The organism is Microbacterium sp. Ru50 (genome assembly GCF_002920555.1).
In the GTDB taxonomy this organism is placed as follows: Bacteria; Actinomycetota; Actinomycetes; order Actinomycetales; family Microbacteriaceae; genus Microbacterium; species Microbacterium arborescens.
This window is the reverse complement of record NZ_PQSV01000007.1, coordinates 13878-26827: the sequence shown is the minus strand read 5'-3', so window position 1 is coordinate 26827 and position 12950 is coordinate 13878. Positions and strand designations below refer to the sequence as shown.

Sequence of the window (12950 nt, the reverse complement as noted above, 5' to 3'; positions counted from 1 at the left end):
CGATCCCTCAGGCCTGCAGCTGTTCGCGGGGCTTGGGCCGGGCCCAGCGGGCCGGAAGGTTCGGGCCGTCCCACACCTGCACGATGCCCCACACGACGGCGGTGATCGGGACGGCGAGCAGGGTGCCCAGGATGCCGCCGATCGCGGTGCCGGCGGTCAGAGCGACGAGCACGACGAACGAGTGCAGCTTCATGGTGCGGCCCATGAGGACCGGCTGGAGGAAGTTGCCCTCGAGCTGGTTGACGAGCACGACGGCGCCGACGACGAGGACGGCGTTGAGCGGGCCGTTCGCGACGAGGGCGACGAGTGCGGCCAGGATGCCGGCCAGGGTCGCACCCACGATCGGGATGAAGGCCAGGAGGAAGACGAGCACGGCGAGGGGGATGGCGAGGGGCACCTGGAGCACGAGCAGCGCGATGAAGATGCCGACCGCGTCGACGAAGGCGACAGCCGCGGTGCCGCGGATGTAGGAGCCGAGCACGACCACCGTCTTGTCGCCGATGCGACGGGCGCGCATCTCGTTCGCCCCGCGGAACGGGCGCAGCAGGAACTCCCACATGCGGGGTCCGTCCTTGAGGAAGAAGAACAGGATCACCACCAGCAGCACGGCTCCGGTGATGAAGGTCGCCACGGCGCTGACACCCGCGATGGCGCCCGAACCGAACTGAGCGCTGGTGACGAAATCGCCGAGAGCGCCCAGCCACTCGTCGATCTGCTCCTGATCGATCGAGAAGGGAAGCGTCTGCGCCCACGCGACGAGCTGCTGGAAGCCCTCTTCCGCCTGCGAGTACAGGTCGTCCCACTGGTCGCGGACGGCCCAGACGATGAGCCACGACAGGCCGCTCAGCAGCACCACGATCGTGAGGAGGGTGATGATCGTCGCGAGCAGCGACGGTACGCCGTGGCGGCGCATCCAGCCCATGGCGGGGGCGAACGCGCACGCGAAGATGAGCGCGAGGATGAGCGGGATGGCCACGACGGACACCTGCCGCAGCACGTAGACGACGCCGATCGCGATGATCACGAGGACGATGATCTGCACGCCGCGGATCGCGAGCCGGCCGAAGCCGTCGGCCCACAGGCCCGCGGGGGGGCGTTCGGCGTCGCGGTCGATGGCATCCGCCAGCACGATCTCGGGCCGCGGTCTGCGTCGGAACAGGCTCATGACGACGACGCTAGCGGACCGCGCCGCCCCGGACGCGGGGTTGCGCTCGAGCCGCGCGCGGGGCAGGGCGCGATTCATCGTGGTCACCTCCGCGGTTGCTCCCGTTCACCCTCGCGTCGCCTCGAGGTCGCCGCGCGGCCACCCCCGCCGAGGACGGTGGAGGTGCCGCCCGCACGCGGCGGCTTTCGCACCTCCCCCCAGATACGAAAGAGGATCTCCATGCACCGGAGAGCGCATACGCGCGCCTGCACCCTGACCGCGACGAGCGTCGCCGCCGGTCTCGTCCTCGCGTCGGTCCCGGCCGTCGCCGCGAGCGCGGCCGATGCCGACGCGGCATCCGTTCCGAAGAACGTCATCCTGATGATCTCGGACGGCGCAGGCTACAACCAGTTCGACGCCGCGAGCCTCTACGAGCACGGGACGAGCGCGCACCAGGTCGCCGTCGATCCCGCGACCGGCGCGATCGCGCATGAGGCGGCCACGCCCGGTCAGGTCTACGAGACCTGGCCCGTCCAGGTGGCCCAGTCTCACTACTCGGCGTCGGGCCGGGCGGAGTACGTCACCGAGAAGGCGTGGGGAGACTTCGGCTGGGTCGCCTCGGGCGCCACCGACTCCGCTGCGGCGGGCACGGCACTCGGAACCGGCGTGAAGACGAACAACGGGACGCTCGGCTTCGCACCGGGCGGTGATCGCCTGCTCACCGTGGGCGAGCAGGCACAGGAGGTCGGGAAGAAGGTCGGGCTCGTCACCTCCGTACCGTTCAACCACGCCACCCCCGCGGGCTTCATCGCCCACAACGCCGACCGAAACGACTACCAGGGCCTGGCTGCCGAGATGATCGACAGCGGCGTGGACGTCCTGATGGGCGGCGGGCACCCGATGTACACCGACGCACACGAGCCCCGCCCCGCCGACTGGACGTGGATCGCGCAGCGCGACTACGAGCGCGTCTCGACCGGAGCGACGCCGTTCACCTTCATCGAGGACAAAGCCGACTTCGACGCTCTCGCCGCCGGCACCGCCGTCCCCGACAAGGTGTTCGGTCTCGCGCAGGTCGCCGAGACCCTGCAGTACAACCGCCCCGGGCTGGCGAACGACACCGCGCTGCCGTACACCGATCCGGCGAATGACGTCGCCGACCTCGACACTCTCGCCCGGGGAGCGCTGAACGTGCTCGACACGGGCGACGAGGGCTTCTTCCTCATGGTCGAGGGCGGCGCGGTCGACTGGGCCGGCCACGCGAATCAGACCACGCGCCTCGTCGAGGAGCAGATCGCCTTCAACGACGCCGTCGAGGCCGTCGAGTCGTGGGTCGAGGAGAACAGCAGCTGGGACGAGACGCTCGTCATCGTCACCGCCGACCACGAGACCGGCTACCTCGCCGGCGCGGGTGCCGGTGCCGAGACCGGATGGACGCCGATGACGGGGGCAGCGGGGCAGCTCCCCGACCTGACGTGGCACTCGGGCGGCCACACGAACGCGCTCGTCCCGCTCTTCGCCAAGGGTGCCGGGGCCGACGTGCTCGAAGCCCGGGCCGACCAGTGGGATCTCGTCCGCGGCGCCTACCTCGACAACACCGCGATCGGCGAGACGATCTTCGACGTCCTCGGCCACGGCGAACGCAGCTCGGCGGACGCGGTCGCGCTCGAGGCCACGATCGCCGGCCAGCCGGCGGACGGCGCGCTCAGCCTGAGCGTGGCCGGACACGGGGAGCGCGTCTCGTTCGGCGGTTCCGGGGCGGATCTGGATGCCACGCTGCCGCTCGTGACCGTCGCCGACACGCGCAACGAGGTCCGCGCCCAGGGGCGTGGCTGGACGCTCGCGGGAACGGCGACGGACTTCGTGGCCGGCAACCGCACGCTGTCGGCTGAGAACCTCGCGTGGGCGCCGCGCATCGTCCGATCCGAGGCGGGTGCCGCCGCGGGCGGCCGGGCGACGCTCGCCGCGCCCGCGACGCTCGCCACCGCCGACCGGACGTCGCGCCTGGGCTCGACGGTGATCGGGGCCGATCTGGATCTGACGGTACCGGCCGACGCCGCGGGCGGCCGGTACGGCAGCGAGATCACGCTCACCCTGTTCGCCCAGGACTGACCGGTCCGCGCGACAGCGATGCATCGGCGGGGGCGGGCTTCGGCCCGTCCCCGCCCCCAGCTCACCGGAGACCTCATGCCCCGCATCCTTCCCGTCCGTGCCGTGCTGCTGGCGGTCGGCGTGCTCGCCGCGCTCACGGCATCCGCGTCGCTCGCCGTCGTCCCGGCATCGGCCGCGGCGCCGGAGCCGCCCGCGATCGAGTGGGGCGTCGTCCCCGCCGACGCCGCCGGCCCCGACGGCCGCGTGTCGCTGCGCCACACGATCGACCCGGGCGCCGCGATCACCGATGCCATCGCGGTCACCAACCATTCCGTCGAGCCCGCGGTGTTCACCGTCGCCGCCGGTGACGGCGTGGTGGGCGCGGACGGCGCGTACGACGTCCGTGCCGACGATCCGGAAGCGGGCGGAGCGTGGATCGACGTCGGCGGGCTCGACGGCGACGGCCTCGCGCTCGCTGCGGGCGAGACCCGTGTGCTCCCGGTCACGATCACGGTGCCGGCGGATGCGACGCCGGGAGATCACCCCGCGGGGATCGTCGTGGGGCTCAGCGCCGAGGGATCGGAGGTGACGGTGACGCACCGCGTCGGGGTGCGCGTGCACCTGCAGGTCGCCGGTGACATCGCTCCGGCGCTCCGCATCGACGCGGCCACCGCGAGCTTCACGCCCTCGTGGATCCCCTTCGCTCCCGGCACCCTGACGGTGGAGTACCAGGTGACCAACATCGGCAACGTCCGCTTCGGGGCCAGCGGTGCCGCCGAGGCTGCGGGCCCGCTGGGGCTTTTTCCCGGCGGTGGCGTCGCCGAGGCGTTCGAGGTGCTGCCCGGCGGCACGGCGACGCAGCGCATCGAGCTGCCGCTCGCGCCGCTGCTCCTCGCCGCCGGCGAGGTCACCGTGACCCCGATCTCGCTCGGCGACGATCGGGTGCCGCTCCCCGAAGCGGCATCCTCGGGGTTCTCATCACCGGCCGTGCCGTGGTCGTCGATCGCCGTCCTCGCGGCGGGTGTGGGGATCATCGCGCTCGCGGCGGTCATCGTGGTGCGCCGGCGCGCGCGCTGAGTCGCAGTTCGCCGGCCGGCGGCTCAGGCGAACGCGCCGACGCCCGTGATGTCGCGGCCGAGCAGGAGGGCTTGGACGCTCTCCGTGCCCTCGTAGGTGTGGATGGCCTCGATGTCGGTCATGTGCTGCATGACGCCGTTCTCGAGCAGGATGCCGTTGCCCCCGAGCAGATCGCGCGCGATCTGCGCGATCCGTCGCGCGGCCCGGGTGTTGTGGTACTTCGCCAGCGAGGCCTGGGTGGGACGCAGGCCGCCCGAGGTCTCGAGGTCGGCGAGGCGGCGGCAGTAGAGCTGCATCGCGGTGAGCTCGTCGAGCATCTGAGCCAGCCGCTCCTGCACCATCTGCGAGCGGGCCAGCGGACGCCCGAACTGGATGCGCTCGCCGGCGTAGGTGACGGCAGCCTCGTAGCACGCGGTCGCGTGACCCAGCGCCGACCACGCGACCCCGGAACGCGTGGCGTAGAGCACGGTCGAGGCATCCCGGAACGAACGAGTCCCCTCGAGGACAGCATCGGCCGGCAGCCTCACATCGCGCAGCGCCACGTGAGCCTGATGAATGCCGCGCAGCGACGCCTTGCCCGCGATGACGGTGCCGGTGTAGCCCGGGCGGTCCTGCTCGACGAGGAAGCAGCGCACCGCACCGTGCAGCTCGTCGCCCTCATCGTCGACCCGAGCCCACACGAACGTGATGCCGCCCGATGCCCCGTTCCCGATCCACTTCTTGGCCCCGCGCAGCACCCACTCGTCGCCCTCGCGGCGGGCGACCGTCTCGAGCGAGACCGAATCGGAGCCGTGGTCGGGCTCGGTGAGCGCGAAGGCGCCCAGCACTTCGCCCGCGGCGAGCGGCCGCAGCCAGCGCTCCTGCTGAGCGGGGGAGCCGAAGAGGGCGAGGGTGCGCAACGCGAGCCCGCCCTGCACCGCGTGCGCCGTGCCGAGCGAACCGTCGCCGCGGGAGATCTCCATCGTCACCAGGCCCGCGCCGAGTGGCGTGATGCGCGTGAGCTCGGGGTGGTCGATGCCGTCGACGAAGAGATCGAGCTCGCCCATCCGGCGGACGAGGTCGAGGGGGTAGGTCGCGGTGTCCCAGGCGTGCTGCATCCGCTCGCCCACCTCATCGACGAAGGCCCCGGCGCGATCCCAGGCGGCGCGGTCTTCGTCGTCGACGTCGGCGAAGACGCCGTAGTAATCGGTGTCGCGGCGGCTCGTGAGGGCGTAGGACGCGACGCGCTCGCCGGGGAGCGCGTCGAGGTCACGGTCGGCTTCATCGCTCATGGCATCCAGTATCACCCCGAATGACACTGGGTGTCACCGCGTCTGCTCAGGAGAGGTCGGCGCGGAGGCGGCGGGTCACCTCGGCGAGCGGCATCCGGCGCGGGAAGACGGCCACCACGACGTCGTCGTCGGCGGGTGTCCCGCCGTCGGGATGCACGCCGAACCGACGCAGCAGATCGTCGAGCGCCGCTTCCACCGTGGCCCGCGCGACGGCGTCCTCGCCGCGGAGGAGCCGGCGCAGGACATGGTTGTGTACGGCGGTCACCGCGGCGCTGAAGGCGACGGCCTCGGCGGGATCGAGGTCGGGCAGACGCCCGCGCAGATGATCGCCGAAGAGCCGCTCGTACCGGAAGACCATCACGATCTCGCGCTCGCGCAACGCCGGGACTCCGCGGACCACGCGATAGCGGCGCCGCGCCAGCTCGACGTCGGCGGCGAAGTGGTCGAAGGCCGCGAGGGCGGCGTCGCATACGGCCCGCCACGGGCTCTCGTTCGGCCTCTCGAGCAGCTCGCGCAGAGCCGCGATCGCGACGTCGTGGTCGGCGAAGACCACATCGTCCTTGCCGCCGTACTGCCGGAAGAACGTCGAGCGCGACAGGCCGCCGGCCCGCGCGATGTCGTCGACCGAGGTGCGCTCGTACCCCTGCTCGTCGAACAGCGCGACCGCCGCGGCCACGAGAGGGTCGCCGGGGGTGCGGGAGGCCTCGGTCATGGGCACCGAGCCTAGTGTCAAGTCGCTTGCCGCCGTCCGGTGCGCGGCGTTGACTGCGGGAATGACCGCGCTGTGGAAGTCCGACGTCGCCGTGCCCGCCGGAGCGCCGTTCGAGCCGGGACGGCGCCACGACGTGGTCATCGTGGGGGCAGGGCTGACCGGCCTCGCGACGGCGCTCGAGCTCGTGCGCAGCGGGATGGACGTCGCGATCGTCGAGCGCGGCGGCATCGGCGAGCTCGCCTCGGGCTCGAACACCGGCAAGATCTCGCTGTTGCAGGGCACGACGCTGTCGTCGCTGCGCCGGCACCACCCGGCATCCCTCGTCCGTGCCTACGTCGACGCGAACCGCGACGGCTTCGAGTGGATCACCCGGGCCGCCGACGAGCTCGGGGTCTCGACCACCACCCGCACCGCGTACACGCACGCCCAGGGCGCCGAGGGTGTCGCGGCCGTGACCGACGAGTACCGGGCGGCTCGAGAGGCGGGCCTCGACGTGCGACTCGCGGGTGCCGACGAGCTCGCCGCCGGCCCCGTCCGCATGACCAGCGCCGTCGCTCTGGACGAGCAGCGCGCGATCGACCCGATGAGCCTGTTGACGGCACTGGCGACCGCTTTCGTCGCGGCCGGAGGCCGGCTCCACCTGGGCACGGCCGTGCGACGGGTGCGGGTCGTGCCGCGGCCGCGGATCGACACCGAGGCGGGGCCGCTGTTCGCCGAGAAGATCGTGCTCGCCACGGGCGCGCCCATCACCGACCGCGGGCTGTACTTCGCCAAGGTGAGCGGCATGCGGTCGGCGTGCGTCTCGTTCGACCTCGAGGGCGAAGTGCCTGAGGGCATGTACCTGTCGGCCGACAGCCCCACCCGGTCAGTGCGCACCGTGACGGCGGCAGACGGTGCGGGCGGCCCCGAGCGGTCGCCGCAGCTCGTCGTCGGCGGCGCCGGACACCCCGTCGGCCGGACCGACAGCGAGCTCGCGAAGCTCGAGGAGCTCGTCGCGTGGGCTCGGGACACGTTCCCCGTGGGCGCGGAGACCCACCGCTGGTCGGCGCAGGACTACACCTCGCACAACCTCGTGCCGTTCATCGGCGCGATGCCCCGCTCGCTCGGTCGCGTTCGGTTCGCGACCGGATACGCCAAATGGGGGCTCACGAACGCGCCCGCGGCGGCGCTGCGGATCGCGAGCGAACTCCGCGGGGAGAGGATGCGCGAGCGCCCGACGTGGATGACGGTGATCGGCACGCGGCTGACGGTGCCCGCGGATCTCGCCCGCGGCGCGGCCGAGAACGCCAAGATCGGCGCCGTCGCGGCGCGCGGCTGGGCCTCGGCCGCGAGGCGGTCCACCCCGGTGGCGCAGCCCGCGGAGGGCGAAGGAACCGTCGCGCAGCACCATGCCCGGCCGGTGGGCGTCTCGACGATCGACGGTCAGACGCGGGCGGTCAGCGCGATCTGCCCCCACCTGGGCGGCGTGCTGGAGTGGAACGACCTCGAGTGCACGTGGGACTGTCCCCTGCACGCGTCGCGGTTCACCCCGGACGGCGAGCGCATCGAGGGTCCCGCCTCGACGGGCCTGCGGCGTCTGCGCTGACCCGAGCGGTCAGTCCCGCGCGAGCAGCTGTTCGCGCACCTGACGTCGCAGCACCTTGCCGATGAGCGACCGGGGAAGGTCGTCGACCGCGACGATCCGGCGCGGGACCTTGTACGCGGCCAGGCGCGTCCGGCAGAAGTCGCGCAGACCCTCGACGTCGAGCTCGGCCCCATCGCGCAGCACGACCGCGGCGACGACTTCCTCTCCGCCCGAGGAACGGGGAGCGGCGACGACGGCCGCGGCCTCGACGTCGGGGTGCGCGTGCAGGGTGTCCTCGACCTCGCTGGGTGAGACGTTGAACCCGCCCGTGATGATGAGCTCCTTGAGCCGGTCGACGATCGTGACGAAGCCGTCGGGCGAGACGACGGCGATGTCTCCCGTGCGCAGCCAGCCGCCGGGAAGCAGTGCGTCCGCGGTCTCGGCGGGGCGGCGCCAGTAGCCCGAGAAGACCTGGGGGCCGCGCAGCAGCAGCTCGCCCTCCTCGCCCGGTTCGCGGTCGACCGAGGGGTCGTCGGGGTCGACGATGCGGATGTCGGTGCTCGGGAACGGCACTCCCACCGTGCCCGGACGGCGGGAGGGGCCCATGGGATTGCCGAGCGCGACGGGGGAGGACTCCGTCATGCCGTAACCCTCGACGAGGAGCCCGCCCGTGGTGTCCTCCCACCGGCGGACGGTGGCGACCGGCAGGCTCATCGCTCCCGAGATCGCGAACCGCACGCGTGACAGGTCGATCGCGCCACGCGATGCCGCACGCGCGAGCTGGTCGTAGATCGGCGGCACCGCGGGGAGGAACGTCGGCGGGCTCTTCTTGGCGGCGTCCGCCATGAGGCCGACGTCGAACTTCGGAAACAGCACGAGCTTCGCCCCGATGCTCATCGCGAAGGTCAGGCAGAGCGTCATGCCGTAGGCGTGGAAGAGCGGCAGGACGCCGTAGAACGTCTCCTCGCCCTCGACGAGACCGGGAACCCATGCGCGACCCTGCATGGCGTTCGCCCGCAGGTTGCGGTGGCTCAGGACGGCGCCCTTGGGGATGCCGGTCGTACCGCTGGTGTACTGCAGCAGTGCCGTGTCGTCGAGCGTCGGTCCCGCCGCACGACGCGACAGGGGGCGGTGTCGGACGAGCTTCGACCACGGCAGCGCATCCTTCGCTCGCGGCTTCGCCGTCAGCTGGGCGCGCGACTCCCGCGCTTTCGCGAGCGGCAGGCGGAGCAGCATCCGCTTGCCGCGCGGAAGCGCCTCGGTGACGTCGACGCTGATGATGCGCTCGACCCGCAGGTCGGTCGGGAAGTCGGCGATGGTGTCGACGGTCTTGTCCCACACGATCGCGAACCGTGCGCCGTGGTCCTCGAACTGGTGGCGCAGTTCACGCGCGGTGTAGAGGGGGTTGTGCTCTACGACGATCGCGCCGAGGCGCAATGCCGCGTAGAACGCGATGACGTGCTGCGGGCAGTTCGGGAGCACGATCGCCACCCGGTCGCCCGCGGTCACCCCCAGCCTGCGCAGGCCTTCCGCGGCGCGGTCGACGCTCTCGTCGAGCTCGCGATACGTCGTGGTGGCGCCGAAGAACTCCAGGGCGGTCCGGTTGCCGTGTCGGGCGACGGTCGCGGCGAGCATCTCCGGCAGGGTCTGCGTCACCTCGTCGATCTCGGCGGGGACACCGTCGGCGTAGGCCGACAGCCACGGGCGGGACTCGAGGGCGGTCATGTCCCCATCCTGCATTCCGCGACATGCCCGCCGCTGAATACGGCGCCGGTTTCGCGCCGATCGGCCGGTCCGCGAGAGGGGCGGTCCCGTGGCGCCGCGTCCGCGCGGGTCAGACCGCGACGGTGACGCCGTAGCGCTCGCCCACCCGCACGAACCCGGCGAGGAGGCGGGGCCAGCGCTCCTCGTGCCCGAAACCCGCGTGCGCCTGCGCCAGCTGGGCCTTGCGTGCCGCGTCGTCGCCGGCGGCGCACCACCAAGCGAACAGATCGAGGTCGAGGCCCGCGCCCGACTCCTGCTTCGCCAGGGCGAGTCCCTCGGCGGAGTCGATGCGCTCGAGGTGGTCCGCAAGCGTGCCGATCGCCTCGTGCAGACGCGGCACGAGCTCGTCGTCGGACCACGTCTCGAGGTCGATCCATTGCGCCGGCCATCCGACGATGTCCTCGAATCGACGGCGGTACTGCGGCGTGGCGCGCGAGAGGGGTGAGGGCGCTGTCCTGCCGATCGCCTCGTCGAAGCCTGCGACGTACACGGCGCCCTCGACGTATACGCGGAGGTGGCCAGCGGCGTTCCCCTGGCTGCGCTGCAACGTCACCTCGTGGAGCACCCCCGGCGTCTCCCGAGTCCAGACCAGACGCTTCTTGCGGTACCCGCGAGGCTTGAGCACCGGGACGACAGCATTGGCCACGAGGGCGTCGAGGCGTTCTTCGAGCGTGGTCATCGTCGTCTCCTCGGTGTCGGTGTCGGTGTCGCCGAGCGGAGCCTATCGGGCGTGCTCCGCCGCGTCAGGTCGCGACGTAGAGCACACCGGTGATGAACAGCGTGATGATCGTCGTCCACATGACGATCGCCGCTCCCTGCCACAGCAGGACGGTGCGAGGGGGCACTCCGGTGGCGGTCAGGGCGGCCGCGGTGAACTGCGTGGGCAGCAGAAGCGGACCGAGCAGGCTCACGCCCGGGGTGCCGTAGCGGTGGTACGCCTTCTGGAACTTCTCGCTGCGGGCCGACTTCGGCTTCTCGGGGGCCCCGCCGCGCGTGGTGACGGCGGTGCGCACGCGGGCGGCCACGAGCACGACGACGGCGACGCAGACGAAGTTGCCGATGGCGCCGGCCAGGGCGGCGACGACGGGGTGGATGCCGCCGATGATGCCGATGCCGGCCGCGCCTTCGCCCTCGATGAACGGCACCGCGCCGGCGAGGGCGACGATGACGGGCTGAAGGATGTCGGGCATCCGGGCCACGAGGTCCTGGAAGCCGAGGATGAGGTCTGCGAGGGGGTTGGTCATGGATCCATCCCAGCGGCGCCCGGAAGTCCGCGGCAGTGTCGGGGCGTCACCGGTGCCCGGGAGGTTCCGCGACCCGGACCGTGACAAACGTCATGGCCGTACTGTGGGCCTCGTGAACGACCGCGACCCCCGCACGGCATCCGCGCCGCGCCGCACGGCACTGGCCCGTGAGGTCGCGGCCACCTCGTGGTACATCGCCGTATCCATCGTCTTCTTCATGATCTCGGCGCTCGGCATCTGGAGCCTGTGGGCGCTGCAGGTCCGCACCCGCCTGGAGGACCCGGCGGTGATCGTCGGGTACGCGGCCGGCTCGGTCGCCGTCCTGGTCTCGACGGTCGTGCTGCTCGTTCGATACCGCACCGACGGCGACGTGGGGGAGGCCGATCGTCCGCCGCGCCTGCGCCGCTTCCTGTCGTGGCCGGTTCTTCTGGGCGTGGCGGGGTCGCTGCTCCTCGGCGCGACGACGATGACGGTGCTGTTCGGGGCCTCGGTCCTCGCGACGATCCTGTGCCTGGTGCGCTGGGGGCCCGGCATCCGCTGGCGGGGCGTGATCCTCGTCGAGGCAGCGCTCGTCGCGCTGTGGTTCGCGGAGCGGGCACGCATCGAGGGCGCCCTCGCGGGCGTGGGATCGCTGACGTTCGCGCTGCTCGTCTTCGCGGTCGCGCTGCCGGCGTCCATCGCCCTGTCGCTGTGGTCGTGGGATGTCGTGCTCGAGCTCGACCGTGCGCGCGCGACCGAGTCGCGCCTCGCCGCGACGCAGGAGCGGCTGCGCCTGGCGGGCGAGCTGCACGACCTGCAGGGGCACCATCTGCAGGTGATCGCGCTGCAGCTGGAGCTCGCGGAGCGGATGCTGGGGCGCGACCCGGATGCCGCGGGCGAGCAGATCCGCCTGGCCCGCGCCTCCGTCGACGCAGCCCGCACGGGCACGCGCGAGCTCGCCGGGCGCTTCCGCGGCGTGCCGCTGCCCGACGAACTGGCCAACGCCGCCGACCTGCTGCGCGCGGCCGGACTCGCGGTGCGGCTCGAGGTCGCGGCCGACGCGGTGCTCGCGCCCGCCGACATCCTCGGCCCCGTGATCCGGGAGTGCACGACCAACGTGCTCAAGCACGGCGGCGGTCGATGGGCGGAGCTGAGGCTCGATCGCGAGGGCGGGTACTGGCGCGTCGCCTTCGCCAACGACCCGGGCCCGGATTCCGCGCTGGGGGCGGGCTCTGGCCTCGCCGGCATCGCGCACCGGGTCGGGGTGGCCGGCGGCGACCTGCGATCCCGCCGTGAAGACGGGCGGTTCGAGGTCGTCGTCTCGGTCCCCGCGGGAGCGCCCGGCACTGCCGCTGGCGCGACCCGGGAGCCGGCGGGCGAGGGGATGCCGGGATGATCCGCGTGCTCATCGCCGATGACGAGGACATGATCCGTTCGGCGCTCGCCGCGCTGCTGCGTCTCGAGGACGACCTCGAGGTGATCGCCGAGTGCCGCGACGGCGAGAGCGCGGTGGAGCGAGCGCTCGAGCTGCGTCCCGACGTCTGCCTGCTCGACCTCGAGATGCCGGGCATCGACGGGGTCGAGGCGGCCGCCCGCATCCGGCAGCGGGTGCCGGCGCGCTGCGTCGTCGTCACCCGGCACGCGCGGCCCGGCGTTCTCCGCCGCGCGCTGAGCGCCGGCGTCGACGGCTTCGTGCCGAAGTCGCGCCGCGCCGACGACGTCGCCGCCGTCATCCGCGAGGTTGCCGCCGGGCGGCGCTACGTCGACCCCGAGATCGCCGCTGATGCGCTGAGCGACGAGCGCAGCCCCCTCACCGACCGGGAACTGGACGTGCTGCGGGCGGGTGCCCGAGGCGAGACGATCGCCGAGATCGCGGCGACGCTGCATCTGTCGGCGGGCACGGTCCGCAACCACGTCTCGTCGGTGCTGGGCAAGCTCCATCTCGCCACCCGGCAGCAGGCGGCGATCATGGCGCGCGAGCGCGGCTGGATCTGACGCCGTCCCCTCCGTTCGGCGGGGATCGGGCACGGGGCCGTCAGACACGGGTAGTAGGCTTTCCGATCGGGCGATATCTCGACATCGAGATTTCTCACGCCCCATCACC

The 12950-nt window shown here is 72.5% G+C and carries 11 protein-coding genes; 5 read left to right on the top strand and 6 right to left on the bottom strand.

What is annotated here, in order from left to right; genetic code table 11:
* Positions 1 to 7: 7 nt before the first annotated feature.
* Positions 8 to 1165 carry an AI-2E family transporter gene (locus C3481_RS15510; protein ID WP_036306219.1) on the bottom strand — a complete coding sequence of 386 codons (1158 nt, stop codon included), beginning with the start codon at positions 1163 to 1165 and terminating at the stop codon, positions 8 to 10.
* Between the two features lie 219 nt (positions 1166 to 1384).
* On the opposite strand from C3481_RS15510, the gene C3481_RS15505 reads away from it, so the two are divergent.
* Positions 1385 to 3256, top strand: a complete 1872-nt coding sequence (locus C3481_RS15505) for an alkaline phosphatase (RefSeq protein ID WP_103843229.1) — start codon at positions 1385 to 1387, stop codon at positions 3254 to 3256.
* A 75-nt stretch (positions 3257 to 3331) separates the two neighbouring features.
* The gene (locus C3481_RS15500) at positions 3332 to 4312 is read left to right on the top strand and encodes a hypothetical protein (protein ID WP_103843227.1); all 981 of its coding nucleotides are present in this window, start codon (positions 3332 to 3334) and stop codon (positions 4310 to 4312) included.
* Positions 4313 to 4335: 23 nt separating this feature from the next.
* Here the strand turns inward: C3481_RS15500 and C3481_RS15495 are convergent, their stop codons facing one another.
* Together C3481_RS15495 and C3481_RS15490 are read right to left on the bottom strand one after the other, a co-directional pair.
* Entirely contained in the window at positions 4336 to 5583 is a 1248-nt protein-coding gene (locus tag C3481_RS15495) for an acyl-CoA dehydrogenase family protein (RefSeq protein ID WP_103843225.1), read from the bottom strand.
* Between the two features lie 46 nt (positions 5584 to 5629).
* Positions 5630 to 6295 (bottom strand): TetR/AcrR family transcriptional regulator, encoded by a 666-nt coding sequence (locus C3481_RS15490; RefSeq protein WP_064955114.1) that lies wholly within the window; start codon positions 6293 to 6295, stop codon positions 5630 to 5632.
* Between the two features lie 61 nt (positions 6296 to 6356).
* Between C3481_RS15490 and C3481_RS15485 the strand changes: the two genes are divergently transcribed.
* Positions 6357 to 7880: an FAD-dependent oxidoreductase gene (locus C3481_RS15485; RefSeq protein WP_064955113.1), complete on the top strand. Its 1524-nt coding sequence runs from the start codon at positions 6357 to 6359 to the stop codon at positions 7878 to 7880.
* A gap of 9 nt (positions 7881 to 7889) precedes the next feature.
* On the opposite strand, the gene C3481_RS15480 is transcribed toward C3481_RS15485, so the two are convergent.
* The 3 genes from C3481_RS15480 to C3481_RS15470 all read right to left on the bottom strand — a co-directional run bounded on the left by C3481_RS15480 (position 7890) and on the right by C3481_RS15470 (position 10867).
* Entirely contained in the window at positions 7890 to 9584 is a 1695-nt protein-coding gene (locus tag C3481_RS15480) for a long-chain-fatty-acid--CoA ligase (RefSeq protein WP_103843223.1), read from the bottom strand.
* A 109-nt stretch (positions 9585 to 9693) separates the two neighbouring features.
* Positions 9694 to 10302, bottom strand: coding sequence for a DUF4304 domain-containing protein (locus C3481_RS15475; protein ID WP_103843220.1), 609 nt, complete (start codon positions 10300 to 10302; stop codon positions 9694 to 9696).
* 64 nt (positions 10303 to 10366) lie between these two features.
* The gene (locus C3481_RS15470; RefSeq protein ID WP_064955110.1) at positions 10367 to 10867 is read right to left on the bottom strand and encodes a hypothetical protein; all 501 of its coding nucleotides are present in this window, start codon (positions 10865 to 10867) and stop codon (positions 10367 to 10369) included.
* A 112-nt stretch (positions 10868 to 10979) separates the two neighbouring features.
* Here C3481_RS15470 and C3481_RS15465 point away from each other — a divergent pair, with 112 nt between their 5' ends.
* Together C3481_RS15465 and C3481_RS15460 are read left to right on the top strand one after the other, a co-directional pair.
* Entirely contained in the window at positions 10980 to 12242 is a 1263-nt protein-coding gene (locus tag C3481_RS15465; protein WP_071919513.1) for a sensor histidine kinase, read from the top strand.
* Positions 12239 to 12841 carry a DNA-binding response regulator gene (locus tag C3481_RS15460; RefSeq protein ID WP_023955690.1) on the top strand — a complete coding sequence of 201 codons (603 nt, stop codon included), beginning with the start codon at positions 12239 to 12241 and terminating at the stop codon, positions 12839 to 12841. Before C3481_RS15465 ends, C3481_RS15460 begins: the two co-directional genes overlap by 4 nt.
* Positions 12842 to 12950: the final 109 nt, after the last annotated feature.